This is a genomic window from Sphingobacterium composti (assembly GCF_009829075.1).
Lineage (GTDB): Bacteria > Bacteroidota > Bacteroidia > Sphingobacteriales > Sphingobacteriaceae > Sphingobacterium > Sphingobacterium composti.
This window is the reverse complement of sequence record NZ_WUQZ01000008.1, coordinates 134,881-161,393: the sequence shown is the minus strand read 5'-3', so window position 1 is coordinate 161,393 and position 26,513 is coordinate 134,881. Positions and strand designations below refer to the sequence as shown.

Below are 26,513 nucleotides of genomic sequence, written 5' to 3'. Positions count from 1 at the left end.
TTAGCTTTAAAAATCTCAAATTGGGATGATAATAGCCAAATAGCATATCCTTATTGACTAAACTTACAATAAGGACCATTAATAAACAATCTTTCAGAAATCCCTTAAACAAAAATGACTGAGTAAGGTTAATACTATACTCAGTCATTTGTTTAAGTCTCTTAAAAAATAGAAAATTTTTCAGTGCCCTCACATTCTGTCGACCATTTTTTTATTTAATATTTTTAAAAACTTTATCTAAAATATGCTGTGCAGTACGCAACTCCTCGATTTCCAATCCTGCAACAGCCTCACTTAATGTTATCGCTGATTGCTTCATCCCCTCTTCTTTCAATCTGCGCCCCTCTTTAGTTAGATAAATAAGATTAGAGCGACGATCTTGCTTATCATTTACACGAATCACCAAAGAAATTTTTTCTAAATTATTTATTAAACGAGTAATACTAGGCTTATCACGAAAAGTAAGATTAGCTAGCTCTTGTTGTGTCAAGCCCTCCTCTTGCCACAAATGATATAAAATTGTCCATTGTTCTGAAGTAATATTCAATTTCGCAAGTTTTAAATTACGTTGCAATCGTCTTGATATAGCTGTTGAAACCTTACCTGTTAGGAAGGAAAAGAACTCATGTGATTGTAATAGCGCGTCACTCATTATTTAGAATTAATTTAGGTTGCTTATGCAATTAAAGAAGAATATGTGAATTTTGCAAATTTTTATGATTTTTCAAATTAAATATTTATAATTTAATATATTTAGCATATGGAAAATTTCATCATAGTGCTAATTGCCATCGGAGGACTTATATACAATGTATATAAAAACTACCAAAAGGAAATGGAAAAGTCCAAATCACGTAGACCAAATGTAAGTCCGCAGTCTATACCTCCTATCGCTCCGTATGAAACTATCGATAGATCGAAACAAAAAAATGCACAAAAAGTAAATACCCACGAAAAAACGTATGAAGAAGAGTTGCCTGAAGAAGTAATTGCTGCGCAACAGCGACGAAGACAAAGTCAAGTTAAAAATCCTATTCCTGCTTTACGTATTCAAGAACAACATGAGGATAAAAATGGCATTAATTTCGATTTAAGGCAAGCGGTTATTCAGGCAGCAATATTGGACAGACCTTATAAATAATAAAAGCTCGTAATTAAATATTACGAGCTTTTATTGTGTATTTTTTATAGAATATTGAATTTATCCCCATCCTGCAAGAAAGGAAAGTTTTCTCTAGCTTTATGTAGATCTTGTGGGTTCAACGTAAATGTGTACAAATCTTCATCCTCAGGCTTATAATACACAACATCTCCCAAAGGAGAGATACACATAGAGCCACCTGAATAATAAACCTCATTACCATCATGCCCTACTCTATTCACACCAATTACGAATGCCTGATTTTCAATAGCTCTCGCTGGAATCAATGTGCGCCAATGTGAAGAGCGTTTGTCTGGCCAGCTGGCGGTATATACTAACAAATCGTATCCATGTTCAGCATTTCGTGACCAAACCGGGAATCGCAAGTCATAACAAATCATTGGACATATCTTCCAACCTTTCAATTGTAACATGATTCGGGACTTACCTGCTTGAAATAATTCACTTTCTTTAGGAACCCCTTCTTTTCCTAAGCCAAACAAATGACGCTTGTCATAATGTACATAACTACCATCAGCAGACATCCAAACGAAACGATTATAATAGACACCATCCTCTCTTATAATTAAAGTTCCTGCCACTACACAATCGAATTTCTTAGCTGTCTCATACAACCAACGCATGGTCATTCCGTCCATTTCTTCCGCACATTTTTCTACATTGGTGGTAAAACCTGTATTAAACATTTCGGGTAAAATAATCAAATCAGTTTTTTCCCGTAGCGACGAAAGACGTAGACTAAGATTTTGAAGGTTTTTTTCTACATTTTCCCAGAAAAGATACGCCTGAAATATAGTGATTTTTATTGGTTCCATTAATAGATACTTCCTTCTTTGATTTTTTTATAATCTAATATACTAAAAATAATAATTTACAAACCCCTATTTACTACGATTCAATAAATTATTTGATAAAATAGTTAAATCTTCCTTCTGTTTAGCATCTACGTTAATGGCAGCTAAACATTCAAAAGATTTGGATGAATACTCTCCTTTTAACGCATTTGCAAGCTCGAATATTTTATATTTTTCGTATAATTTTTTCATTCGAGATACCTTTTCAATGGCCTTTTTTACTTTCAATCCCAATATTTCATTGAATACTCCCTGATCCTCAAGACTTAAAGACTTTTTCAGCATGATATACAAAATAGTCTTTTTATTGACAATAATATCACCGCCTACTTGCTTTCCAAAAGTATCAGGGTCACCAAAAGTATCTAAAATATCATCTTGTAATTGAAATGCTATACCGAGATTCACTCCAAAGTCATACAACTTCTTTCTTTCAACTTCATCAATACCTGCTATAATTGCCCCCATTTCTAAGGCCCCACCTAATAATACAGAAGTTTTCAAGCGAATCATATTGATATACTCTTCTTGCGAAACATCATTTCGCTCTTCGAAGTCCATGTCATGTTGTTGCCCCTCGCAAACCTCTAGCGCGACACGATTAAATGTTTTTAACAATTCGGGCACAGCGTACGAAGGACATTTGGCTAATTCCTCGTAAGATTTCACAAGCAATGCATCCCCAGACAAAATAGCTACGCTATCATTCCATTTTTGATGAACCGTTTGCTTGCCTCGACGTAATGGCGCTTTATCCATAATATCATCGTGCATCAAAGAAAAATTATGAAAATATTCTATAGCAATAGAAGCTGGAAGTACACTATCTAAGTCATCATATCCGAATAAATTAGCTCCCATAAATACTAACTGCGGACGTATCCGCTTGCCAGATAGAGACAAAATATAGTGAATAGGTTCGTATAGATTATTCGGTGATTCAGGTAATTGTATATTTTCTAATGCATTACTGATTTTCTCAGCATAGTACGGATTTCCAAACATATGTAATACGTGAATATAGATACGAAGATACATATATATTTTTAACGCTTTTACAATTCATTGTAATTTGCCTTTCGTATTAATAGTATATTTGTAGAAAAGGTTTTGCATGCGAATTTTAGTTGTCCATAATTATTATCAACACAAGGGTGGTGAAGATGTGGTATTCCAACAGGAGGTGGAGGCACTTCGTGAAAACCATCAAGTGGAGACTATCACCTTTCAAAACAGAAAAGGTATTAAAGGATTACTCCAATTTGCCTTATACCCATGGAATTTTTTCGCCGCCAATAAGATTGTGGCAAAAGCAAAATATTTTAAGGCTGATATCGTTCATTTTCATAACATCCACTACGCAATTGGACCTTGGGCATTCAGAAAATTACATCAAGCTGGTTTCAAAACAGCCATGACGCTGCACAATTATAGATTGCTTTGCCCCTCAGCTACATTGTTTTTTGATGGCAAAATATTTACCGCTAGCCTTCATCAGGATTTCCCAAAAACTGCACTTAGCAAAAAAGTTTTAGACCATTCGTGGTTAAAAACTTTTATTACAGCATTTGTGTATTACTTCCATCGTAAAGTTAAGACTTGGGATATGGTTAATAAATTCATTGTCTTATCTGATTTTGCGAAAAATATATTTCTTACCAGCAGATTTGGACTACAAAAATCAAAATTTGCTATTAAGCCTAATTTTGTTCCTCAGCCTGTAGAATTAGAAAATAATACTGACAATCACTTTCTCTATGTTGGTAGACTTTCTGAAGAAAAAGGCATATTACCACTTCTGGAAGCTATTAAGGATACAACACATCAACTTAAAATCTTAGGAACTGGCCCGCAGCTAGAGGAAGTTTTAGCTATTGTGAATAGTAGTAGAAATCTTGAGTATCTTGGTTTTCTTCCGCAAGAGGATATTAGCAAAGCTTTAAACAATTGTTCTGTACTTCTTGTTCCTTCTGTATGTTATGAAGGGATGCCAATGAGCATAATTGAAGCTTTTGCATTAGGAGTGCCTGTATTGTCGAGTAATATTGGAATCCTCGCAGAAATGGTGCAACCTTATCAAACTGGTCTTCATTTTGATATCTATGATAAAAATAATATCATTGACACCTTACAAAGGTGGGACTCCATGTCAGATGAAGATAAGGATAGAATTAAAGAAAACTGTAAGTTGGAATATTACAGCAGGTATACCGAGCAGCATAGTATTAATTTGCTAGAGAAAATATATTCCGATGTTATAAACGAAAACAAATAGTAATGAGCAATATAATTATTATGGATCATTTGGGTTTGGCACCCAAGATAAAAGAGGTCTTAGAAACCGTTTACGATCCCGAATTAAAGCCAGCAAATATTTTAGATTTGGGTTTGGTATATGAGATTATCACGAAAGAAGGTGGAATAGCAAAAGTAATCATGACATTGACTGCTCCTGGCTGTCCTGTCGCAGGCGAAATCATGGATGAAGTACAGCGAAAAGTAGCCGCGATTGAAGGTGTGAGTGAGTCATTGGTAGAACTTACTTTCGACCCACCTTGGAATAGAGATATGATGAGCGAAGAAGCTAAATTAGAATTAGGTTTTCTTTAGTCATTCTCCACTACAGAAGCTTCCAATTCCGCTAAAGTCTTTTTCGGTTTGGGAGCTTTCTTATCTTCTCCAAATAATGTATTCCACAAATTTCTAGATTCTTTCGTCAACAATGGCGATACAATAGAAAGAATCAACACGTACACTACGACAAATGACTGAATTACAGGCAACAAACCACCTGCCTTACCTATGTTTGCCATAATAATAGAGAACTCTCCTCTAGCCGATAGTGTTAGTCCAATATCGAAAGAAGCTCGTGGTTTCATCTTCGCAAAATGAGCGGCAAAATATCCTGAAGCAACATTACAAATAACTGTAAATACCGCAGCAACTGCTGCCCAGCCCACAGCTCCTCCCAAAGAATATATATCTATAGAAAGACCAAAGCTAAAGAAGAACATTGCCCCAAAAAAGTCCTTGTATGGCAAAACCATAGCTTCAATTTTCTTGATATATTTCGAATCAGCAAATACTAATCCCGCCATCAGTGCGCCAATAGCTTCTGCCACATGAATGGTTTCCGAAAAACCTGCTATTACGAAAAGTAAACTAAAAATAATAAGAATAAAAAGTTCAGAAGATTTGTCGTGTAAAATCTTATCAATAAAAGGTACTAGTTTACGTCCTAGAATCAAGAATGTGAGGATAAAGCCTAAAGCCAACAATGAAGTCCCCACAACTGCCCAAACCGAACTACCTCCAGTCAAAATTAGTCCCGAAAGGAAAGAGATATGCATAGCGATGAATAAATCATCAAACATAATCATACCCATTATGACTTCTGTTTCTGGATTCGCTGTACGCTTTAGGTCAGTCAGTACTTTAGCAACAATAGCTGTCGAAGAACTCGTCATCAAGCCACAAAGTACCATCAATTCTTTGAATGGCAAATCCATTAACCATCCAATCAAAAGCCCTGACACAAAGTTCAAAATGACATACAATGTTCCTCCAGTCACAATGGACTTTCCAGATTTTATTAATCTGCCAACAGAAAATTCTAGTCCTAAATAAAACAACAGAAACAGCACCCCCAATCTACCCATAAAGTCGATAAAGGGTTTGCTTTCAGAAAATGTTAAGAAAGACCAAACACTATCCACCGAAGCAGTGACAGCTGAAATATTAATAAAAGATAGAAAATCAGCAATAAAGCTAGGATACTCTTTATTACCCAATAACATACCGATAATAATAAAAAAGGGGATAACTGAAAAACGCAATCTGTTCGCTAATAAACCTACAGATGCAACTAGTAATACGGCTATTCCTATCTCTAATACTATGATATGCGACATATATTAAACTAATATTTCTTTAAGTAACTTAATGTTTTTTGCTTTACCAGCAATTACTAAGGTATCACCAGGCTCAATTACGTAATCTGGACCGGGATTTATTTTGGTTTCGGAATCTTTGATAGCAGCTATTATAGATGCTCCAGTTTTCTGGCGTACTCCTAACTCACCTATGGTTTTATTCACACCATCATTAGAAGCCTCCACTTTGTACCATTCGATTCGCAAATCATCTAGGGCTACTTCGATTGTCTCCAAAGCCTTGGGCTTATACGACAAGCCACCAATTATTCCCGCCACTTGACGCGATTCTTCATCCGATAATGTCATCACACAATGTGTCTCATTATCTTCGTCATCATGACGATACAACTCACGACGACCATCATCATGAATTACTACGACCATATTGTCTCCAGCCTCTGTTTCGATTTGAAACTTCTTGCCTATTCCAATAAGATCACTTTCTCTAACTACTGACATAGTACTATGCTATTAGTTTTGTAACAACTGATTTATTCAAATATAATAAAAATGAGGCTATTTGTTAGGATCTACTAACATATAAGTGCCATCGTCTTTCAATTTCGGTAGTCCCATAGCTAATGATTTGCCATGGTAAAAAAGATAAATCCAACCTTCTGGAGCACCTTGCTCCCAATATTCTTTACGCTTGTCGCGAGAAGCACGACCATCGTAATCATATTTTGCGATAAAATTCTTGAATAACTCTTCTGGCTCAGGCAATACATCTCCCCCAAAGAAGAAATGTTCACTACCAGTTTCGATATGGAACGCTTGATGGAATTCCGTGTGCCCTCCATTTAATTCATATCGAATTTCGTGATTTACAACTCCATCACCTTCGACCAAAGTCAAGTTTCCAGAACGTTGAATAACATCAAACACTTCAGTACGATACGAAGGAGACTCAGAAGCATATGCATTCTCCCATTCTCCTCTTTGAATCACATATTCTGCTTCTGGAAATGCAATACGACCAACTCCATTTTTGAAATCAACCAATCCGCCCGTATGATCTTTATGCAAATGAGACATTAATACATATTTAACATCTTCTGGATCAAATCCCAACTTACGAATATTGTGATGAATTAATAACTCATCATCTTCTGTACGAACTCCAAGTCCTGCATCACATAATATTAAACCATTACTGGATTCTAACAAAAAGGGATGTACATGAACAAATAAAGATGCTGGACGGCTTTTAGGATCGTCTTTTTGAGGATCGAAAGGAACAAACTTTTTAGTGGCATCAACAGAGAAGGAACCTTCAAATAAAGAATATGCTTGAATCATTCTTTTATATAATTGTAAATATGATAGTTAGGAAATCCTAAATTAATTATCACCGTGGACCATTAGGTTACTACACCAAGATACTGTATATTTACATACAAATACTGTGCAAAGATATGCAAAAAAGGTGGGTCCTAAAACCAAAAAGTAACAGCAACAAAGTTAATCATTTAAAATCAGAACTAGGTGTCAATGACATCGTTGCAAACCTTTTGGTTACTCGTAATATTGAGACCTACGAACAAGCAAAATATTTTTTCAGACCATCTTTGGATCATTTGCATGATCCTTTTTTGATGAAAGATATGGACATCGCTATATCTCGAATCGAAAAGGCAATTGGTAATAAAGAAAAAATCCTTATCTACGGCGATTATGATGTAGACGGTACGACTGCAGTATCTGTCGTGTATAGCTTTTTCCGTACATTTCATTCTCGAATTGAATTTTATATACCAGACCGTTATGCCGAAGGTTATGGTATTTCGACACAAGGAATAGATTATGCAACAGAAAATGGTTTTTCGTTGATAATTGCATTGGACTGCGGAATTAAAGCTGTCGATAAAATTAATTATGCCAATACAAGAGGCATTGATTTCATTATTGGTGACCACCATTTGCCCGGTGATACTATACCCGAAGCTGTTGCTGTATTAGATCCAAAACGCATAGACTGCAATTATCCATATAAAGAATTGTCGGGTTGTGGAATTGGATTCAAAATTATACAAGCCTTCATCCTCAAAAATAATATGGACATGGAGGCCGCTTACCAATATTTGGATTTGGTAGCTGTAAGTATTGCTTCTGATATTGTTCCGATTACAGGTGAAAATCGTACGTTGACACATTTTGGACTTAAAAAGCTCAATTCTAATCCTTCAGTGGGATTTAAAGCTTTAATTGATCTTTCGTCAAATCGTACACGAACATTTTCAGTAAATGATATAGTGTTTCAAATTGGACCGAGAATAAATGCCGCGGGGAGAATAGAACATGCCAAAGATGCTGTGCGCTTATTGATTTCAAAATCGGAAGAGGAAGCTAAAAATTTTTCAAGCGCTGTAGATGATCAAAATAATGTCCGTAAGGATTTTGATCTTACTATTACCCAAGAAGCTTTGGCATTGATAGAGACATCTACAGAAAATCAACGCCGAAAATCAACCGTCCTATATAAAGCCGATTGGCATAAAGGTGTAATCGGTATTGTCGCATCAAGGCTTACGGAGAAGTATTATCGTCCAACCGTTATTCTGACACAAACAAATGGGCATATCGCAGGATCTGCTCGATCGGTTATTGGATTCGATTTATATGAAGCATTAAGCGAATGTAGTGATCTTCTCGAACAATTCGGTGGGCATAAATATGCTGCTGGATTGACTATGCGTGAGGAAAACATTAGTTTGTTTCAACAAAAATTTGAGGATGTTGTTCAGAAGACAATTAAGCCTGAAATGTTGCAACAAGAGGTAAGTATAGATCTAGAGATTGAATTGAAGGATATTGACAGCAAACTATACCGAATTTTGAAACAATTCGAACCATTTGGTCCGCAGAATGAAGCACCAATATTTAAATCAAGCAATGTAAAAGTAGTAGGTTCGGCTTATGTCGTTGGCAACAATCATTTGAAACTTTCTATTGTGCAAGATGGTTCTCCGATTTTTGATTGTATAGCTTTTGGTTTAGCAGAACATTTTGATCATATTCAAAGACAAAAACCATTCGATATTTGTTATTCTATTGAAGAGAATAATTGGAGAGGTAAAAAGAATTTGCAATTAAATATTAAAGCAATACGATATTAAAATATATTTGCAATAGCTGAAATATTGATTCATGATACTTAGAGCAGAACATCTAATAAAAAAATATAAGCAACGTACCGTTGTAAATGATGTTTCATTTCATGTGGAACAGGGTGAAATAGTTGGTCTATTAGGCCCTAATGGTGCTGGAAAGACAACATCATTCTATATGATAGTAGGTCTTATCAAGCCAAATGAAGGCCATGTATTTTTGAATGATGAAGAGATCACCAAAGATGCGATGTTTCAGCGTGCTCAGAAAGGTATTGGATACTTAGCTCAGGAGGCATCCGTATTTCGGAAGCTTTCGGTAGAAAATAATATTCTTGCAGTTCTGGAAATTCATTATCCGAATAAAGAAGAACGCATGGCAAAATTGGAAGAATTGCTAAGCGAATTCAGTTTGCATCGTGTACGTAAAAACCGTGGTGATTTATTATCCGGTGGTGAGCGTCGCCGGACAGAAATTGCACGTGCATTAGCTGCAAATCCTAATTTTATTCTTCTAGATGAGCCTTTTGCAGGTGTCGATCCAATTGCGGTAGAAGAAATCCAATCCATTGTTTCCAAATTGAAAGCCAAAAACATCGGTGTATTGATTACAGATCACAACGTGCAGGAAACACTTTCAATTACGGATAGAGCTTATCTCTTGACAGAAGGTAAAATCATGCTAACTGGAAAACCAGAAGATATCGCCGAAAACGAAATGGCACGTAAATTCTATTTAGGACAGAATTTTGTATTACGTAGAAAAAAACTCTAACTTAAAGCTAGAATACTAACTAGGTCATGGCGCTACTCAATTCTATCTTCACATGGATCATGAAAAAAAGAATTCATCAAATTGAACTCTTTATCAAATATCCACATGATGTACAAGAAGAATGGTTCCAAAACTTAATTTCAGCTGCTGAAGCAACAGAATGGGGAAAAAAATACGACTATAAAAGTATTTATACTACTGAAGAATTTAAAAATAGAGTTCCTATAAGCGATTACGATGATTTAAAAGGCTATATCGATCGTATGATAAAAGGTGAACAAAATATTTTGTGGCCTTCAGACATCAAATGGTTCGCCAAATCATCAGGAACAACAGCGGACCGCAGCAAATTTATTCCTGTTAGTTTAGAAGCGTTAGAAGGCTGCCATTTTCAGGGAGGCAAGGATATGATCACGATTTATTGCCACAATAAACCTAATAATAACTTATTCACTGGGAAATCTGTGGTTATTGGCGGCTCTTCACAAATCAATAATTTTAGTCCAGATTCATATTACGGAGATTTATCATCTATTCTCCTTCGCAATCTTCCTTCTTGGGCTGAATATCTTCGCACGCCAAATTTAGAAGTGACTTTAAACCCTAATTTTGAAGAAAAGATTGAGCAAATCGCACAACTTACCATAAAAGAAAATGTGACAAGTCTAGCCGGTGTTCCGACATGGAATATCGTGATGGCCAAACGCATACTTGAAATAACAGGCAAAAGGAACCTACTAGAGGTGTGGCCCAATCTGGAATTCTACGGGCACGGTGGCGTAAGTTTCAAACCTTACCGCGAACAGTTCAAGCAACTGATTCCTTCGGATACCATGTATTATTTAGAAAACTACAACGCTTCTGAAGGATATTTCGGCATTCAAGATGAATCAGATTCAGAAGATTTATTATTAATGCTCGATTATGGCATTTACTATGAATTTCTTCCGATGGAAAATCTTGATGATGAAAACCCTAAAACATTAGGGCTTCATGAAGTTGAATTAGGAAAAAATTACGCTTTAATCATTACTACCAATGCCGGACTTTGGCGCTATAAAATTGGTGACACCATCAAATTCACTTCACTTTCTCCTTTTCGTTTCCAAATATCTGGTCGTACAAAACAGTACATCAATACATTTGGTGAAGAAGTAATCGTTGACAATGCAGACCAAGCCTTAAAAGTAGCATGTAATGCTACAAGTGCAATTATTAAAGATTATACGGCGGGTCCAGTCTATTTCAGTAATAAGGATGCTGGTGCACACGAGTGGATTATTGAATTTGAGAAACAACCATCCGATTTCAATAAATTTTGTGATATTCTAGACAGCACCTTGCGCGAAATCAACTCAGATTACGACGCCAAACGTTTTAAAAATATGGCTTTAGGACAACCAATCATACACAATGCTCCTAGTGATACTTTTTACAACTGGATGAAATCCAGAGGGAAGTTAGGTGGCCAAAATAAAGTACCTCGCCTTGCCAACAATCGAGATTATCTAGAACCATTGTTGAAATTAATACATCAACTTTAAAAAAGTATATTATCTTTTCTAATTGTAGATTTGAAAACTCTAATCAATTGTATTCAGAGATATCAAAAAAATATTAAGACTATTATTTCTTTAGAGGAATGTCTCAAATATCCTTCTATTTAAAAATTAAGTAAGAAGCTCTTGATCTTTTTTTTTAACTTGCAATCCAATTAAATTATATAAGTGAAAATGAGCGCGACAGAACAAATTTCATTTCGCGTAGAGCCAACAAATTCATCAAGACTCTCGCAAGTAGACTTCAACAACCTTAAGTTTGGACAAATCATGTCAGACCACATGCTGGTCGCTGAATACAATAACGGTAAGTGGGAAGACGTCAGCATCGTCCCTTATGGCGAATTAACTATTAGTCCATCTATGTCTGCTTTGCATTATGGTCAATCAATTTTTGAAGGAATCAAAGCCTATAAATTTGAAGATGGAACGGTGAGTATATTTCGACCTGACAAAAACTGGGAGCGTTTTAACAAGTCAGCATCTCGACTACAAATGCCTGAAGTGCCTGAAGAAATTTTCTTAGGTGGTTTGAAACAATTATTAGATATCGACCGTAACTGGGTTCCCTCAAAAGAAGGCACGTCATTATATATACGTCCATTTATGTTTGCTACGGAATCAGCCTTAGGCGTCCATCCTTCGATTTCATATAAATTCGTTGTGATAACATGTCCTGTAGGCGCATATTATAGCAAACCTATTTCCCTCAAAGTAGAAACGCATTATACTCGTGCTGCAGAAGGAGGCGTAGGCTTCTCGAAAAATGCAGGGAATTATGCTTTGTCATTGTACCCAACACAACTAGCGAATGAAGAAGGTTATGATCAAATCATGTGGACTGATGCGATTGAGCACAAATACATCGAAGAAGCTGGTACGGCAAACTTAATCTTCCGTATCGGTGATACTATTATCACGCCACATGGTGATACTATTTTACACGGTGTGACTAGACGTACAATCATGCAGTTAGCCGAGGAATGGGGTTATAAAGCTGAACAACGTAAAGTGTCAGTTCAAGAATTAATCGATGGTATTGAAGCGGGTAAAGTATCTGAAGCTTTCGCTGCTGGTACAGCTGCTACTATTACACATATTGATAGAATCGGTTTTGAAGGCCAAGACTATACTCTACCTCCAGTAGAAGATCGTGATTTCTCTAATAAAGTATTAGATTATTTGAATCAATTACGTTACGGTAAGATAGCTGATCCATTTGGATGGAATTTTATTGTATAAATTGATTTTTATCACTTCATATCAAAAGTCTAGGCAAATTGTCTAGACTTTTTAGTTGTAAAGACTTCGACGAAAATTCTCACCGAAAAAACCTACATTTTCACCGACTTTCCTATTTCATTGGTCTAAAAGACATTCATGGACGTGACATTACATCCTAACTTTGAGTTATCAAATAGAAATTAAAAAACTAAAACATAACCAACCATGAAAAGAAATTTAACAACAATCGCAACAGTAGTAATGATGGTATTATCATTAAGTTCATTCGCTAACGGAAAAGTAAATCCTACAACTCATTACACTTCAACGGCAATTTTATCAAACTACATTGATTCATCAGTATTAGGAAAACAAAAATTTGTAAAAGAGATGTTGGCTGATAATTTCGAATTCGTAAATGCTTCTAGCAATTCTAAATCAACAAAAAATCAGTATTCACAGTTTTTAAAGAATACGGATAATTTAACTTACAATTGCGCAACATCGTACGAAATTTTGGATCAATCCGGAGATGTGGCAGTAGCTAAAGTGACAATGAAATTTGAGAACTTCACGCGTGTTGATATTATAAATATGTCAACATCAACAGATTTTTCATTTACAACTTTTTGATGTCTGATATAATTTATACAAGCGTTGCGTACAGAAGTATATAAATACGATTTAATCTGTTTCAGGTTATCAAATTGTTTAAAACGATCATAAAAGATTACGAACACATCGGAAACAATATCTTGGGCATCATCCTCATTTGCAATAATTGAATTGCAATAAAAATGAAGCTGTCTGTAATACATATAATAAAGATCGTCGAAAGTTACCGAGCTATCTAAAGTATCTGTATCATGGATATGTCCAAGATTTTTAAGCATTTATAAGTAAAAAGTTTTATTCACAAGTAGATAAATAGAACAATACAAATATTGTTCTATTCGAGCTTAAAATGATTTATTATTGATATTAAGGTAATATAAGGTTAAAAAATGGCTTCTCAGATATGAGAAGCCATTACTTTGTTTAGATAAAAAACTAACTAGCATATTGGTTAATAATAACTCTTGTTGGAATCGGTCCAGCTATCCCTTCTTTATCAAATGCTTTTTTCACTAATTCTTGCGTACCAAAATATACATCCCAGTAGTCCGATTGCTTAATAAAAGAGAGATCAAATATTTAGTAGCTTCACCAAAGCCTAAATTTTTTATCTAAGAAATAACACATAATTTATATTTCAATTAATAAACCACGTAAAATATTATAACTACAAAGATTGTGTTTTACCCAAAACTTTAACTTATCATTTAAGTTAGTCTAAATTAATCTTTAAATATTCCTATTGCAAGCACTAGTAAGTACGCATACAACGTATACTTAGACCATAACGTTTACTGATAGATGGTTGAGTATCTCCTCCTCCCCAACTTTGATCCATTTCTAAAGCTCTAGCATTTGAAGAACTAACCTCATTAGATGTCCAATAATGACCATCATTCGTGTTAGAAGGGCTACAATTACTATTGCCAGGGGTTATCCAACCCGCCTCATGTAGATTTAATCGTTGACCATCCTGGGTGATAAAGTACACAGCACCATTTAAAGGTGTATTGCGATTCGACTTCGGTCCTAAATCGCTAAAATCTTGAGAAGTAGGAAGTCGCCATGCTCCTGCAGGATATACTTTTGAACAAGGATCACCTACATCACTTCCAGTTGGAAGTGTACCTCCAGTAATACTTCTTGGCTTTAAACTCATCCATAACCAATAATGATTACAAGCTGCTGTTTGTCCTGATAACACTGGGGATTCGAATTTATATTTAAACGGATCTGGAGCAAATTCATCATAATACAGATTTCCCTCTGCCCATGTAGCACCGTCGATCGTTCCTCCATCAACTAAATTAATCAAAGCTCGTCTGGTAATAGGTAGAGCAGAGGAATAATTTAGTGTTCCGCTTTTAGCGTTTAATGGGGTAATTAATACTAATGGAACTGTACCATATTTTATAATGGAAAAATCAGAAATATTAACTTTTAAACTAGTTATAGCTGTAGAGGTATAATATGCATTAGAGCTCTTTTTCACTGTCGTTTCAAATCCAGTAGGACCAATATTTTCGAAAGAGATATTATCACTATTCGATATATTTACTGTATTAATAGCCCCACCTATTATATTACCACTTTTCAATGCGAAATTATGTGTAGTTAACACTAAATCCTTAAATTGTAAATTAAGCAATGTAATTGATGATGCAAAGATTAATCGTGAATCAACAACAGCTTCTACTTTTGAAACTTTGTGCTTGAAAGTAATAGAAATATGTTTTGAATTACTTCCGTAAGCACCAGTAAATATTTCTCCTTTAGCGAATAATAAGGGTGCATCAGTCAATGACGGTACTAAGGGGTTATTAACATCTGCAGGCAAATCAGGGATTGTACTAGTATTATACGAGTAGGCATACCAAGTATATGTTTTATTTGCTTTTAATTTTGTTGAAAAAGCAGAAGATGCTGTAGTTATTCCCTCAGATTTATAAAACACTTCATCCGCATTATTCACTTCATAGAACAGGATTCTATACCCCTTTCCTGCAGACATTACTTCTGCAGTTTTAGACTTAATCCCCTTTACATATTTAGATTCCAAATATTCATTGGTTATATTTTCAGACGAGGAGAATTCAATTTCAAACCCCTCACCCCCAACTACAAATTTTTCCTCTTCAGACTTAATCAATCCTTTAACTGAACTGACTTTACCTTTTCCATTATTATTATTATTATTATTATTATTATTATTATTATCATTATCCTGGATTCCGGCAACTGTCAGGTAAAAGGTATTTTCTCCTGTAACCACATTATCATTTGGTATACTAGAATCATTCCTTGAACAAGAAGCCAGTATATTAACTAATAGAAATGCAATAAAAATATTATTTAAGCCCATGAGGTTATAGTTATTCAATATTTTCATATTTATTAATTTTTAAAGTGAAAAATCTATTGCATCTTCCTCAACACCGGCATCTTCAATGTCAGGATACCCATTACCACTATTCCCACCGACAGTGAAATCATTAAATGATCCTGTAGCGACTGAATTTTCAACAAAAATTTTACATACAGCAACTAGCGGTGATATATATTTTTTTCTTTTCATGTTTAAAAATTTATAGTTAGTGAACCAAAAAAGGACTAAAGATCCTCCTTATTTAATATTTCAAATTTAAAATAAATTTAATTTCTAAAACGAAACCATGTAGTATTTAAACTACATTTTTATAAACTGCAATAAAATTAAATGTATTCGTAGGAAAATTTCTACTATTAAGAAATAAAATAAACTGGTTTGTTAAAATTATAAACAATCGTCATAAGTTAAAAACAAAGACCATTGTAACAAACAATGGTCTTTATTTTAATGCATTATAAAATTATATTAGTTACATATTGCTAATAAATTGTAGTATTTCGCTTAATTGGAGAGGCTCAAACCAATTCGTATTACCATACTTTTTGAACCAAGTAATCTGACGCTTAGCGTAGCGACGAGAATTTTGTTTGATGTTATCAACGGCTTCTTGTAGGGAAATAGAGCCGTCTAAGTAGTCGAATATTTCAGAATAACCAACGGTGAGCATAGCGGGATTTTGACGGTAAGCGGACAAAGATTTTACTTCATCTAACAATCCTGCTTCCATCATTTTATCCACACGCATATTGATACGTTCGTAGAGTTTCTCTCTATCCATATTTAGACCTATCGTCACGATGTCGAATGGTCTTTTATTTAAATCTTTCTTTTGGTAGAAAGAAATAGGTTTGCCCGTCGCTTCAAATACTTCCAAAGCACGTATAACACGCTGAGGATTTTCTATATCTGCTATTGCATAATACTGCGGGTCTATAGCTTTTAATCTAGCTTTTAAAGGTTCTAGACCTTGTTCTTTGAAAGTTTTGTTCAGTGCATCACGAACCCCTTCAGGAGCTTTTGGCAAATCATTCAAACCTTCGCAAACCGCTCGAACGAACAAACCTGAACCACCCACCATTATTACTACATCTTTGGTTTTGAATAATTCTTCCAAAAGCTGTAAAGCATCACGCTCGAAATCACCCGCGGAATATTCTTCTTCGATGGAATGAGAATTGATAAAATGATGTGAAGCAGCAGCTAATTCTTCGGCATCGGGCTTAGCTGTACCGATATTCATTTCACGATAAAACTGACGGGAATCAGCCGAAATAATTTCGGTATTAAAATGTTGTGCCAATAAAATAGCCGTAGCTGTCTTACCTACTGCTGTAGGACCAACCACTACGACTAAAGTTTTTTTATCTTTTAAAGATGAAGACATCAATTAATAATCGTCCTCTCCTCCGCCGAATTCTTGTTGCTCCTCTTCTCCTGCTTCTTCCTCGTCATCATCCATTAAATCGAATTCATCTTCATCGTCTACACCGTATTCTTCTGTAGCGATGTCATCTACTACATCATCTTCCTCGTCGTCATCATCAGTGGCTACAGGAAAATTCGCAGCAGCAGCCATCTTAGGTGCTAGACCTACAGATTTAAATAACGAAGGGTACTCTTTACCATCTTCTTCTTTCAAAATCTTGATTAATTCCACATGAAAATCATATGGCCTATCAAAATTATAGATGTAATAAAATTTTTGGTGCGGGTCGTCAATAAATTTACTCAGACGAATATCTTCCATGATTAAGACACCCGACTCTTTTTTACGTGGATTAGGAAGATGTGCGATCTCCGTACCTTTTTTCCATTGGTCATTACTTACATAAAAAGATGATGAAACCTCAGCATTGTAACCTGTGCATTTGTGTATCTCGTGGTGTAATTCCAAAAAAGTACCTTTTGAAGGCATATCTATATCACGATATACATCTTCATAATCTTCGAAAGTAACTCTAAATCTGTAAACTGCCATATATCTTTTTACGCTTAGTAATGCTCCGTTTTCTACCTATAAAATTATAAATTATTTTGTTGTCTCAATAGACAATATTTGTTTTGGTTCCAAATTCAATGATTTCGCTTTATCCATCATGAAATTATACGCTGCTGTACGCTCATTAGGAATATCTCCGTCTAAAATTGCTTCGCGAATAGCATTTTTGATAATTCCAACTTGTCTACTTGGTCCCAAGCCAAACACATGCATGATATCTTCACCAGATACAGGAGGTTGCCAATTGCGCAAATGGTCGCGCTCCTCTACATCCTTTAGTTTTTGCTTTACCAGCTCAAAATTATCACGATATTTCTTCTTTTTGAACTCATTTTTAGTTGTTACGTCAGCATGACATAATAACATCAACGCATCAATATCATCTCCAGCCTCAAACAGCAAACGACGAACAGCAGAATCCGTCACAATATCTTGTGCAAGAACAATAGGTCTTAGATGTAGTTGAACCAGCTTTTGAACAAATTTCATTTTCTCATTCAAAGGCAATTTCATCTCGGCAAACAATTTAGGCACCATACGCGCGCCTTTGTCCTCATGCCCATGAAAAGTCCAGCCAATACGCTTATCGAAACGCTTTGTCGCAGGTTTAGCAATATCGTGCATAATAGCAGCCCAGCGCAACCACAAGTCATCCGACATTTCGGCTACATTGTCCAATACCTCTAAGGTATGATAGAAATTATCCTTATGCCCTTTGCCATCAAAATATTCGACACCGTAAAGATTTGCCATCGCAGGAAAAACCAACTCTAACAAGCCCGTATCAAACAAATATTTGAATCCGATAGAAGGTTTTTTTGACAAAATGATTTTGTTCATTTCGTCCGTAATACGTTCTTTGGAAATAATCTTAATACGATCTTTAGTTTCCACAATAGCTTCAATCGCTTGCACATCAATTTTAAAATTTAGTTGAGTAGCAAAACGAATGGCACGCATCATGCGCAATGGGTCATCAGAAAATGTTTCTTTAGGTGCTAAAGGAGTACGAATTATCCCATTCTGAATATCTGCTAATCCATCGAAAGGGTCAAGCAGTTGACCGTAAGTTGCACTATTCAACGAATAAGCCATGGCATTAATCGTAAAATCACGACGATTTTGGTCATCTTGCAAAGTTCCATCTTCCACGATAGGCTTGCGTGATTCCCTGCGATACGATTCTTTACGTGCGCCTACAAATTCAACATCCAAGCCATCATACACCAACATCGCAGTGCCAAAAGATTTGTAAACCGCAACTTTAGTATGCAATCTTTCGCCTAATTTGGTCGCAAAATCAATACCTGATCCAATAACCAATATGTCTACATCATTTTTGAATGGGCGTCCCATTATCCTGTCCCGCACATAGCCACCAATCACGTACACCTCAGTGCCCGTTTTATCAGCTAAATCTTTGATAATAGAAAATATTGGATGTTGTAAATCTTCAGTCATAGCACACATATCATAGACCTGCCAGTCTATTTAGTTGGCAAAAATACTCAAATAAAAAGAAAAATGAGTTAAAAATATAAAGGTATTATCCCTATGTGACTAATCTCTGTCTCTCGAAAGTTTGCGGAATGCTAATGGATTTTCTAATAATTCAGCTTGTTCGCGACGATTCTTAACAATATGCACTGCAGTAAATATCGCCTCCATAAATGATTCATGTGAAGCCAAATTTTTCCCTGCTATATCATAGCCCGTACCATGGTCTGGTGAGGTGCGCACAATAGGTAATCCTGCTGTATAATTGACACCTTTACGATTAGCAATATGTTTGAAAGGAATAAGACCTTGGTCATGATACATTGCCAAGACGGCATCAAATTTTTTGTATCCTTCACCTGCAAAGAAACCATCCGCAGGATATGGACCAAAGCAGAATATACCTTCTTCATTAGCTTTCTCCAAAGTTGGAGCTATAATAGTGTCGTCTTCAGTACCTATAACACCATTGTCACCTGCATGAGGATTTAGTCCTAATACAGCAATCTTAGGTTTTTGAACCCAAAAATCCTTTTTCAAGGAATCGTTCATCAAACGAAGTTTCTTTAAAATAGATTCTTCTGAAATCTTGCTAGCAACTTCATTCAATGGAATATGACCTGTAACTACACCGATTTTTAACTCATCACAAACCATAAACATCAACACATCATCTGCATTGGTTTTGCTTTGCAAATATTCGGTATGTCCAGGAAAATTAAACTCTTCGCTTTGAATATTGTGTTTGTTGATAGGCGCAGTTACTAAAGCATCAATTTTTGCTGCTGTCAAGTCTTCAACTGCTCTTTCCAATGAAATGAAAGCGTATTTCCCTCCGATTTCATTCTCTTCACCCAACGTGATTTTGACATCTTCTTGCCAGCAATTGATTAAGTTTGGACGCTTTGGATTTGCTTGATCCACATCATTAATGACATTAAAACTAAAGTCATTGATGTTATTTGCTTTGCGATGAAATGAAGCATTCTTGGTATTACCGTACACAATAGGTGTAAAGAAATCTAGCACACGACTATCCAAGAGCGATTTGATAATCACTTCCAGACCTATACCATTGATGTCACCTATACTAATACCAACTTTTAATTTTTCACTCATCGTTTTAGCGTTTTTCAACTCAAAAATAGAAAAAAAATAAGAAAGATAGCGGTAATTCCAAATTCTCTCCTGTAATATTGACCTACAATTAGAAAAATCTTTTTGTAGCAATGTCACATTTACTTTTTAATTTTGAGGCTTATAGCAAAATATGGGTACGGTACGCGCAAAAAAACACTTAGGACAACACTTTTTGAATGACAAGAATGCAGCACAGCGCATCGCGGATGCATTGGATACTTCACTAGGCTTTACACAAGTTTTGGAAGTAGGTCCTGGTATGGGCGTATTGTCTGATTTTTTGTTGCAAAAAGATGATTACGAGACATTTTTGATTGATGTCGATGACGAATCGATTGAATATCTTGCCGATAAATATCCGGAATTAGGCGACCGCTTGATTCATGGGGATTTCTTACAACTAGATTTCAGCAAATATTTCGGAGAAAAAATGGCTGTTATCGGAAATTATCCCTACAATATATCTTCTCAGATCTTATTCAAGATTTTAGAAGAAAGAGACCGTGTGGTACAAATGGCAGGAATGTTTCAAAAAGAAGTTGCCGAACGTTGCGTAGCCAAACCAGGAAGTAAAGAATATGGAATTCTATCTGTTTTCTTGCAAGCATATTACGATGTTGAATATTTGTTTACTGTAAAGGCTGGCGCTTTCAATCCTCCTCCAAAAGTTCTTTCGGGTGTAATGCGTATGACCCGAAATGAAGTTACTGATTTAGGTTGTGACGAGGCATTATTCTGGAAAGTGGTCAAAGCGGGATTTAATCAAAGACGTAAAACGTTACGCAACTCGCTTTCTGGAGTCATCGCAAAAGACAAGATGAGCGACAATCCTTTGTATGAATTACGTGCCGAGCGATTGACCGTGCAGGATTTTGTAGCTTTGACGAATGAGATAACTAAGGCAAAATAATATGCAAATCGAAACTGAATTCGCGATAATTGGCGGAGGCGTAGCTGGATTGACAGCGGCTATAGGTCTTAACCAATTAGGTTGTGAATTTTTAGTTTTCGAACAAGCAAAAGAGCTAAAAGGTATAGGTGCAGGTTTTGGACTAGCAGCTAATGCTATGCAAGCTTTGGATTTATTGGGATTAAAGAAGGGTGTGGAAAAAATTGGATTTTATACCTGTTCTTATAATATTCTTGATCAGTGTGGTAATGTTTTATTAGCGCCAGATACAAAAAAGCTCTCCCGACAATATAATCAAGATAACTTTACGATTCATCGGGCTGATTTACATTTTTATTTGCTAAATCAATTACCTAACGAGAATGTAATTCTAGGAAAAAAAGCAATTCATTTCGAAGAAAACGCCGAAACTATTACAGTTTCATTTGAGGATGGAAGCACAATAAAGTGTAAATATTTACTGATAGCAGATGGGGTAAAATCACCATTGCGGCAGCAACTACTTCCTCATTCTACGCCTCGTTATTCAGGATATACATGTTGGCGTGCAACGATTGACAAGAGCAGTATTCAACTAGACCAAGGTTCAGAAACGTGGGGAAAACAAGGTCGATTCGGAATGACTCCTTTGGTTGGAAATCGCATTTACTGGTACGCTTGCGTCAATAGCGAAGCCAATAATCCTATTTTCAGGAATTATACAGTAGAAGATTTAACCCGACATTTTAAAGATTACCACTCTCCTATTCCGACTATTCTTGCTAAAACAAAAAACGAAGATTTGATTTGGAATGACATCATCGACATTAAACCCTTGACACATTTAGCGTATGGTAATATTTTGCTTTTAGGTGATGCTGGACATGCTACGACGCCAAATCTTGGTCAAGGTGCTTGTCAGGCGTTGGAAGATGTTGCTGTCTTAATGGACGAATTGAAAATAACAGATTCCGTACCGGAAGCATTTCGTAATTTTGAAAAAAGACGTTTGAAACGCACCAAATATATTACAGACACATCCAAAAGAATTGGCGAAATTTCGCAATGGGATAATCCACTAATGGTTTCTTTTAGAAATACCATTATGAAATTACTACCTGCACGCATTGCACAATCGGGATTAGCACAACTTTTATCTGTAGATTTTATGAAAATTGGTAAATAACATCATGAATATTCTTATCGTTGACGACATACACGAGATACTTTTAGAAAAGTTTGATAAGGCTGGAATTGCTTACAATTACCAACCAAATATCACTCGTCTAGAAGTAGAAAAAATCATTTCTTATTACTCGGGATTGATTATTCGTTCCAAATTCCAAGTTGACCGAGCTTTCATAGATTTATCCCCAAACCTACAATTGATTGGACGGTCTGGTGCAGGTACGGACAATATCGACGAAGAATATGCTATTGCAAAAGGAATACAACTTTTTCCCGCCAACGAAGGAAATTGTGATGCCGTTGGTGAACATATGATTGGAATGCTCTTAAGTCTGATGAATAATCTCAATCGCGGTAATGCTGAAATTCGTCAAGGTCAATGGAAACGTGAAGGAAACCGTGGGTATGAACTCAAAGGTAGAACTGTCGCTTTGATTGGTTATGGGCATAATGGGCAAGCTATGGCAAAAAAACTTTCGGGTTTCGATGTCAAAGTGATTGCATACGATAAATACAAAACAGGTTTCTCAAACCAATATGCTACGGAAGTTTCGATGGAAGAAATCGTTAAACAAGCAGATGTAGTAAGTTTCCACGTTCCATTGACACGTGAAACCAAAGGATTAGTAGACGAAGAATACCTATTTCATTTCCGCAAACCCATTTTCTTTCTAATGGGTGCAAGAGGAGGAATAGTCGAAATTCCTGCTGTACTAAAAGGATTGGATACTGGTAAAATAATAGGTGCAGCTTTTGATGTACTTCCTGTTGAGAAATTCCCAGCTTTAGGCGAACAAGATTGGTATGAGGATTTAATTTCAAGAGATAATGTTATCCTAAGTCCACATGTAGCAGGTTGGACATTTGAAAGTTATTTCAAACTCTCGGATATTTTAGCGGAGAAGATTATTGGGTATTTGAACGGTAAGTAACGTTGAATTTAACGTCATTTCGACCGAAAGGGAGAAATCTCACAAATTAGAATGAAGAAGATGATTCGAGCTATGGAAATTCTTAATTGAGAATTATTACACCTATTTTTAGATATCTCCCTGCGGTCGATATGACGGTGTGAATTGCGGTAATTGTGACCGAAAGCGAAATATCTAACCGTCAATCAGGATATTTCTCCTAACGTCGAAATGACGGTTATTCGGTAAAACATTAGATTTACAATACTGCTTATTACGCCAGCAATAAGCTAAATAAACATAAGACATACTGCATCACCAACACCAAATCCAATAAATACACATTCAGAAAACTATTTTGTTCTTTGAATATTTTGGTTTTGAAAAGTATAAACACCAAAACATCACACAATATTAAGCCTATTTTGATATCGTTTGTAGTAGGCATTGCAACTACCAATAATATATGCAATACACCTAAGAGATAACAAAGGTATTGCGCCTTTAGTTGCCCCAAAGCAATGGGAACAGTTTTCAAATGATAATAAGAATCTTGCTTCATATCTCGAATATCGAATGGCAACGTGACCAACAGAATAAACAAAAATTTGCAACCCAGTACATAAAGTAAGCTTTTCCATTCTACAACTTGTAAATTATTGATGCTCTCCACATATACTAATCCCACCGTACTCAATGTCCAAATTAGTGCAATATGAAAAACCTTGATATAAGGCACATGCCGAAAACTTTTCCATAGCCCTTGAATCTTCAATATTGGCAACGCATAGGCCAAACTTAAAACTCCTATTAAACCTAAATATAACAAGGTATGAAAATGAATTTGCGTCAACGTATATATTATCAATAGTGAAGCTATTGCATTCAGCGTCCAAAAAACAAGCATATTTCCGAAAATCCATCGCGTTCGCTCATAAGGTGATTTTCTATAGTCATTTGGTTTAGAAACCCAAATACTCAAATTATAGAGCAATAAAGTCGCTGAAAATTCTAAAACAACAATTTCGTAATTGTATGGAATCTGAAAAATCACATAACTCAATAGCACCTGAGCACCTGCTGCAAAAGCAATCAAGAGATTCGTATAAACGAATATTTTCAAGAGACCTACATGTGATTTCACGACATAAATTTATTCACTTTGACACAGATAATTACTAAGTATCTCCTAAAAATATTCGCTTTTAATAGCGAAAAAAATTAAATTAGCCTCTATATCAGGCGATTTACCACATTGAATAAATGAATGTCTGAAATGGATAACTGAATATAATAATTGTATAAACCTATAGAAAATTTAAGCGTAAGAGAGATGAGTTTTCAAATTAAAACTTTTGAGGAGTATCAGGACACTTATAAGAGAAGTGTCGAAAATCCAGAGGAATTTTGGGGAGATGTTGCGAGCAACTTTTTTTGGAAAAGAAAATGGACTAACGTCCTTAATTGGAATTTTACAGAACCAGATATCAAATGGTTTGAAGGTGGTAAATTAAATATTACCGAAAACTGCCTTGATAGACATATTTACAAGAATGGCGATACGCCAGCCATTATTTGGGAACCAAACGACCCATCAGAGGCACATCGTATATTGACGTACAAACAACTTTTGAGTAAAGTTGAGCAATTTGCTAACGTCTTAAAAAACAACAACATCAAAAAGGGTGACCGTGTATGTATTTATTTACCGATGGTACCTGAATTGGTTATCGCTGTATTAGCTTGTGCCCGTATAGGTGCGATTCACTCTGTTGTATTTGGTGGATTTTCTGCACAATCTATAGCAGACCGTATCAACGATGCAGAATGTAAATTGGTCATCACTGCAGATGGCGGTTTCCGTGGCAACAAAGTTTTGGAATTAAAAACTATCGTTGACGATGCATTAATGCAATGTAAATCAGTAGACAAAGTTATCGTATTAACACGTTCTCGCACACCTATCTCGATGTTGAAAGGTCGTGATGTATGGTGGGAAGATGAAATCAAAAAAGTAGAAACACAAGGTAATCCAGCGTGTCCTGCTGAAGAAATGGATGCTGAAGATACATTATTCATTCTTTATACTTCTGGCTCGACTGGTAAACCGAAAGGTGTTGTACATACAACTGCAGGATATATGGTCTATACAGGCTATACATTTGCAAATACATTCCAATATCAGCCAGGTGAAATATATTTCTGTACTGCAGATATTGGTTGGATTACTGGTCATAGTTATATTGTTTATGGACCACTTTCACAAGGTGCAACTTCTTTGATGTTTGAAGGTATTCCTACTTTCCCAGATGCGGGTAGATATTGGGACATCGTCGACAAATACAAAGTAAATATTTTATATACTGCGCCAACAGCTATTCGTTCGTTGATGGCTTTTGGTGATGAGTATGTTGATTCAAAAGATTTATCTTCATTGCGTGTACTAGGTTCTGTAGGTGAACCAATTAATGAAGAAGCTTGGCATTGGTACAAAGACAAAGTTGGTAAAGGCAAATGTCCAATAGCAGACACCTGGTGGCAAACTGAAAATGGTGGTCACTTGATTACACCAATTGCTGGTGTAACGCCAGAAGTACCAGGCTATGCTCTATTACCTCTTCCGGGTGTTCAGCCTTGCTTGATGGATGAAAATGGTAAAGAAATTGAAGGGAATGATGTTTCGGGAAATCTTTGTATTAAGTTCCCTTGGCCAGGCATGTTGCGCACCACTTGGGGAGACCACGAACGTTGTAAACAAACTTATTTCTCTACTTACGAAAACATGTATTTCACCGGGGATGGCTGCTACCGTAGCCCTGAAGGCTATTACCGCATTACTGGTCGTGTAGATGATGTATTGAATGTATCAGGACACCGTATTGGTACAGCTGAAGTTGAAAATGCAATTAATATGCACTCCGATGTTGTAGAATCTGCGATAGTAGGTTATCCTCATCCAGTAAAAGGTCAAGGAATATATGCTTATGTAATTGCAAATCATCACATCGATGCAGACAAAACACGTCAAGATATTCTTCAAACAGTAACACGTTTGATAGGCGCTATCGCAAAACCTGATATTATTCAATTTGTAACCGACTTACCAAAAACTCGTTCTGGAAAAATCATGCGTAGAATATTACGTAAGGTGGCAGAAAATGAGTTAGGAAGTTTGGGAGATACTTCGACATTGCAAGACCCTACAGTAGTTGAAAAAATAATTGAAGGCGCTGAAAAATTGAGAAAAAAATAACAATAAAAGAAAAGGA

Annotated in this window: 26 protein-coding genes; 12 read left to right on the top strand and 14 right to left on the bottom strand. The window is 35.8% G+C overall.

The window, feature by feature from the left end:
• Positions 1-211: 211 nt before the first annotated feature.
• Positions 212-652, bottom strand: a complete 441-nt coding sequence (locus tag GOQ17_RS07965) for a MarR family winged helix-turn-helix transcriptional regulator (protein ID WP_159636777.1) — start codon at positions 650-652, stop codon at positions 212-214.
• Between the two features lie 108 nt (positions 653-760).
• Here GOQ17_RS07965 and GOQ17_RS07960 point away from each other — a divergent pair, with 108 nt between their 5' ends.
• Positions 761-1,141, top strand: a complete 381-nt coding sequence (locus tag GOQ17_RS07960) for a hypothetical protein (RefSeq protein ID WP_159636776.1) — start codon at positions 761-763, stop codon at positions 1,139-1,141.
• A gap of 44 nt (positions 1,142-1,185) precedes the next feature.
• On the opposite strand, the gene GOQ17_RS07955 is transcribed toward GOQ17_RS07960, so the two are convergent.
• Together GOQ17_RS07955 and GOQ17_RS07950 are read right to left on the bottom strand one after the other, a co-directional pair.
• The gene (locus tag GOQ17_RS07955; RefSeq protein WP_159636775.1) at positions 1,186-1,977 is read right to left on the bottom strand and encodes a nitrilase family protein; all 792 of its coding nucleotides are present in this window, start codon (positions 1,975-1,977) and stop codon (positions 1,186-1,188) included.
• Positions 1,978-2,043: 66 nt separating this feature from the next.
• Positions 2,044-3,054, bottom strand: coding sequence for a polyprenyl synthetase family protein (locus GOQ17_RS07950; RefSeq protein WP_236537099.1), 1,011 nt, complete (start codon positions 3,052-3,054; stop codon positions 2,044-2,046).
• 76 nt (positions 3,055-3,130) lie between these two features.
• Here GOQ17_RS07950 and GOQ17_RS07945 point away from each other — a divergent pair, with 76 nt between their 5' ends.
• Together GOQ17_RS07945 and GOQ17_RS07940 are read left to right on the top strand one after the other, a co-directional pair.
• Positions 3,131-4,291, top strand: coding sequence for a glycosyltransferase family 4 protein (locus tag GOQ17_RS07945; RefSeq protein WP_159636773.1), 1,161 nt, complete (start codon positions 3,131-3,133; stop codon positions 4,289-4,291).
• A gap of 2 nt (positions 4,292-4,293) precedes the next feature.
• The gene (locus GOQ17_RS07940) at positions 4,294-4,626 is read left to right on the top strand and encodes a metal-sulfur cluster assembly factor (protein ID WP_159636772.1); all 333 of its coding nucleotides are present in this window, start codon (positions 4,294-4,296) and stop codon (positions 4,624-4,626) included.
• On the opposite strand, the gene GOQ17_RS07935 is transcribed toward GOQ17_RS07940, so the two are convergent.
• The 3 genes from GOQ17_RS07935 to GOQ17_RS07925 are packed head-to-tail and all read right to left on the bottom strand — an operon-like array spanning position 4,623 to position 7,250.
• Positions 4,623-5,927: a cation:proton antiporter gene (locus tag GOQ17_RS07935; RefSeq protein WP_159636771.1), complete on the bottom strand. Its 1,305-nt coding sequence runs from the start codon at positions 5,925-5,927 to the stop codon at positions 4,623-4,625. The genes GOQ17_RS07940 and GOQ17_RS07935 overlap by 4 nt on opposite strands.
• 3 nt (positions 5,928-5,930) lie before the next feature.
• Positions 5,931-6,410, bottom strand: coding sequence for a cation:proton antiporter regulatory subunit (locus GOQ17_RS07930; RefSeq protein ID WP_159636770.1), 480 nt, complete (start codon positions 6,408-6,410; stop codon positions 5,931-5,933).
• A gap of 57 nt (positions 6,411-6,467) precedes the next feature.
• Positions 6,468-7,250 (bottom strand): MBL fold metallo-hydrolase, encoded by a 783-nt coding sequence (locus GOQ17_RS07925; RefSeq protein ID WP_159636769.1) that lies wholly within the window; start codon positions 7,248-7,250, stop codon positions 6,468-6,470.
• 116 nt (positions 7,251-7,366) lie between these two features.
• Between GOQ17_RS07925 and recJ the strand changes: the two genes are divergently transcribed.
• The 5 genes from recJ (at position 7,367) to GOQ17_RS16205 (ending at position 13,249) form a co-directional block, all read left to right on the top strand.
• Positions 7,367-9,067, top strand: coding sequence for a single-stranded-DNA-specific exonuclease RecJ (gene recJ, locus GOQ17_RS07920; RefSeq protein ID WP_159636768.1), 1,701 nt, complete (start codon positions 7,367-7,369; stop codon positions 9,065-9,067).
• A 31-nt stretch (positions 9,068-9,098) separates the two neighbouring features.
• A complete protein-coding gene (gene lptB, locus GOQ17_RS07915; RefSeq protein WP_159636767.1) occupies positions 9,099-9,833 on the top strand; it encodes an LPS export ABC transporter ATP-binding protein in 735 nt (244 codons plus the stop codon).
• A 26-nt stretch (positions 9,834-9,859) separates the two neighbouring features.
• Positions 9,860-11,377, top strand: coding sequence for a GH3 auxin-responsive promoter family protein (locus GOQ17_RS07910; protein ID WP_159636766.1), 1,518 nt, complete (start codon positions 9,860-9,862; stop codon positions 11,375-11,377).
• Between the two features lie 189 nt (positions 11,378-11,566).
• Complete coding sequence (locus tag GOQ17_RS07905) at positions 11,567-12,634, top strand: branched-chain amino acid aminotransferase (RefSeq protein ID WP_159636765.1); 1,068 nt, start codon at positions 11,567-11,569, stop codon at positions 12,632-12,634.
• A gap of 207 nt (positions 12,635-12,841) precedes the next feature.
• Positions 12,842-13,249 (top strand): hypothetical protein, encoded by a 408-nt coding sequence (locus GOQ17_RS16205; protein ID WP_201288587.1) that lies wholly within the window; start codon positions 12,842-12,844, stop codon positions 13,247-13,249.
• Here the strand turns inward: GOQ17_RS16205 and GOQ17_RS16585 are convergent.
• The 7 genes from GOQ17_RS16585 to pdxA form a co-directional block, all read right to left on the bottom strand.
• The gene (locus GOQ17_RS16585) at positions 13,138-13,434 is read right to left on the bottom strand and encodes a sigma-70 family RNA polymerase sigma factor (protein WP_394350603.1); all 297 of its coding nucleotides are present in this window, start codon (positions 13,432-13,434) and stop codon (positions 13,138-13,140) included. The genes GOQ17_RS16205 and GOQ17_RS16585 overlap by 112 nt on opposite strands.
• A gap of 548 nt (positions 13,435-13,982) precedes the next feature.
• The gene (locus GOQ17_RS07895; RefSeq protein ID WP_159636763.1) at positions 13,983-15,620 is read right to left on the bottom strand and encodes a hypothetical protein; all 1,638 of its coding nucleotides are present in this window, start codon (positions 15,618-15,620) and stop codon (positions 13,983-13,985) included.
• A gap of 12 nt (positions 15,621-15,632) precedes the next feature.
• The gene (locus GOQ17_RS07890; RefSeq protein ID WP_159636762.1) at positions 15,633-15,806 is read right to left on the bottom strand and encodes a hypothetical protein; all 174 of its coding nucleotides are present in this window, start codon (positions 15,804-15,806) and stop codon (positions 15,633-15,635) included.
• A gap of 283 nt (positions 15,807-16,089) precedes the next feature.
• Positions 16,090-17,004, bottom strand: coding sequence for a tRNA (adenosine(37)-N6)-dimethylallyltransferase MiaA (gene miaA / locus GOQ17_RS07885; protein WP_159636760.1), 915 nt, complete (start codon positions 17,002-17,004; stop codon positions 16,090-16,092).
• A 3-nt stretch (positions 17,005-17,007) separates the two neighbouring features.
• Positions 17,008-17,598: an IS1096 element passenger TnpR family protein gene (locus GOQ17_RS07880; RefSeq protein ID WP_159636759.1), complete on the bottom strand. Its 591-nt coding sequence runs from the start codon at positions 17,596-17,598 to the stop codon at positions 17,008-17,010.
• Positions 17,599-17,649: 51 nt separating this feature from the next.
• Complete coding sequence (locus tag GOQ17_RS07875) at positions 17,650-19,080, bottom strand: CCA tRNA nucleotidyltransferase (RefSeq protein WP_159636758.1); 1,431 nt, start codon at positions 19,078-19,080, stop codon at positions 17,650-17,652.
• A gap of 99 nt (positions 19,081-19,179) precedes the next feature.
• Positions 19,180-20,235 (bottom strand): 4-hydroxythreonine-4-phosphate dehydrogenase PdxA, encoded by a 1,056-nt coding sequence (gene pdxA, locus GOQ17_RS07870; protein ID WP_159636757.1) that lies wholly within the window; start codon positions 20,233-20,235, stop codon positions 19,180-19,182.
• A gap of 151 nt (positions 20,236-20,386) precedes the next feature.
• On the opposite strand from pdxA, the gene rsmA reads away from it, so the two are divergent.
• The 3 genes from rsmA to GOQ17_RS07855 are packed head-to-tail and all read left to right on the top strand — an operon-like array spanning position 20,387 to position 23,265.
• Entirely contained in the window at positions 20,387-21,166 is a 780-nt protein-coding gene (gene rsmA / locus GOQ17_RS07865; RefSeq protein WP_159636756.1) for a 16S rRNA (adenine(1518)-N(6)/adenine(1519)-N(6))-dimethyltransferase RsmA, read from the top strand.
• 1 nt (position 21,167) lies between these two features.
• A complete protein-coding gene (locus GOQ17_RS07860; protein WP_159636755.1) occupies positions 21,168-22,331 on the top strand; it encodes an FAD-dependent monooxygenase in 1,164 nt (387 codons plus the stop codon).
• 4 nt (positions 22,332-22,335) lie between these two features.
• Complete coding sequence (locus GOQ17_RS07855; RefSeq protein ID WP_159636754.1) at positions 22,336-23,265, top strand: NAD(P)-dependent oxidoreductase; 930 nt, start codon at positions 22,336-22,338, stop codon at positions 23,263-23,265.
• 253 nt (positions 23,266-23,518) lie between these two features.
• On the opposite strand, the gene GOQ17_RS07850 is transcribed toward GOQ17_RS07855, so the two are convergent.
• The gene (locus tag GOQ17_RS07850; protein ID WP_159636753.1) at positions 23,519-24,388 is read right to left on the bottom strand and encodes a UbiA prenyltransferase family protein; all 870 of its coding nucleotides are present in this window, start codon (positions 24,386-24,388) and stop codon (positions 23,519-23,521) included.
• A 189-nt stretch (positions 24,389-24,577) separates the two neighbouring features.
• On the opposite strand from GOQ17_RS07850, the gene acs reads away from it, so the two are divergent.
• Entirely contained in the window at positions 24,578-26,497 is a 1,920-nt protein-coding gene (acs, locus tag GOQ17_RS07845) for an acetate--CoA ligase (protein WP_159636752.1), read from the top strand.
• Positions 26,498-26,513 lie beyond the last annotated feature (16 nt).

Bases quoted from the DNA above. Each gene is read 5' to 3' on its own strand.
- GOQ17_RS07890 (WP_159636762.1), bottom strand. From the start codon at position 15,806: ATGAAAAGAAAAAAATATATATCACCGCTAGTTGCTGTATGTAAAATT.
- GOQ17_RS07875 (WP_159636758.1), bottom strand. From the start codon at position 19,080: ATGACTGAAGATTTACAACATCCAATATTTTCTATTATCAAAGATTTA.
- GOQ17_RS07895 (WP_159636763.1), bottom strand. From the start codon at position 15,620: ATGAAAATATTGAATAACTATAACCTCATGGGCTTAAATAATATTTTT.
- GOQ17_RS07905 (WP_159636765.1), top strand. From the start codon at position 11,567: ATGAGCGCGACAGAACAAATTTCATTTCGCGTAGAGCCAACAAATTCA.
- GOQ17_RS07940 (WP_159636772.1), top strand. From the start codon at position 4,294: ATGAGCAATATAATTATTATGGATCATTTGGGTTTGGCACCCAAGATA.
- GOQ17_RS07880 (WP_159636759.1), bottom strand. From the start codon at position 17,598: ATGGCAGTTTACAGATTTAGAGTTACTTTCGAAGATTATGAAGATGTA.
- GOQ17_RS07930 (WP_159636770.1), bottom strand. From the start codon at position 6,410: ATGTCAGTAGTTAGAGAAAGTGATCTTATTGGAATAGGCAAGAAGTTT.
- GOQ17_RS07860 (WP_159636755.1), top strand. From the start codon at position 21,168: ATGCAAATCGAAACTGAATTCGCGATAATTGGCGGAGGCGTAGCTGGA.
- GOQ17_RS16205 (WP_201288587.1), top strand. From the start codon at position 12,842: ATGAAAAGAAATTTAACAACAATCGCAACAGTAGTAATGATGGTATTA.
- GOQ17_RS07955 (WP_159636775.1), bottom strand. From the start codon at position 1,977: ATGGAACCAATAAAAATCACTATATTTCAGGCGTATCTTTTCTGGGAA.
- GOQ17_RS07910 (WP_159636766.1), top strand. From the start codon at position 9,860: ATGGCGCTACTCAATTCTATCTTCACATGGATCATGAAAAAAAGAATT.
- recJ (WP_159636768.1), top strand. From the start codon at position 7,367: ATGCAAAAAAGGTGGGTCCTAAAACCAAAAAGTAACAGCAACAAAGTT.
- pdxA (WP_159636757.1), bottom strand. From the start codon at position 20,235: ATGAGTGAAAAATTAAAAGTTGGTATTAGTATAGGTGACATCAATGGT.
- GOQ17_RS07925 (WP_159636769.1), bottom strand. From the start codon at position 7,250: ATGATTCAAGCATATTCTTTATTTGAAGGTTCCTTCTCTGTTGATGCC.
- acs (WP_159636752.1), top strand. From the start codon at position 24,578: ATGAGTTTTCAAATTAAAACTTTTGAGGAGTATCAGGACACTTATAAG.
- GOQ17_RS07935 (WP_159636771.1), bottom strand. From the start codon at position 5,927: ATGTCGCATATCATAGTATTAGAGATAGGAATAGCCGTATTACTAGTT.
- GOQ17_RS07965 (WP_159636777.1), bottom strand. From the start codon at position 652: ATGAGTGACGCGCTATTACAATCACATGAGTTCTTTTCCTTCCTAACA.
- GOQ17_RS07945 (WP_159636773.1), top strand. From the start codon at position 3,131: ATGCGAATTTTAGTTGTCCATAATTATTATCAACACAAGGGTGGTGAA.
- GOQ17_RS07950 (WP_236537099.1), bottom strand. From the start codon at position 3,054: ATGTATCTTCGTATCTATATTCACGTATTACATATGTTTGGAAATCCG.
- GOQ17_RS07960 (WP_159636776.1), top strand. From the start codon at position 761: ATGGAAAATTTCATCATAGTGCTAATTGCCATCGGAGGACTTATATAC.
- GOQ17_RS07855 (WP_159636754.1), top strand. From the start codon at position 22,336: ATGAATATTCTTATCGTTGACGACATACACGAGATACTTTTAGAAAAG.
- rsmA (WP_159636756.1), top strand. From the start codon at position 20,387: ATGGGTACGGTACGCGCAAAAAAACACTTAGGACAACACTTTTTGAAT.
- GOQ17_RS16585 (WP_394350603.1), bottom strand. From the start codon at position 13,434: ATGTATTACAGACAGCTTCATTTTTATTGCAATTCAATTATTGCAAAT.
- miaA (WP_159636760.1), bottom strand. From the start codon at position 17,004: ATGTCTTCATCTTTAAAAGATAAAAAAACTTTAGTCGTAGTGGTTGGT.
- lptB (WP_159636767.1), top strand. From the start codon at position 9,099: ATGATACTTAGAGCAGAACATCTAATAAAAAAATATAAGCAACGTACC.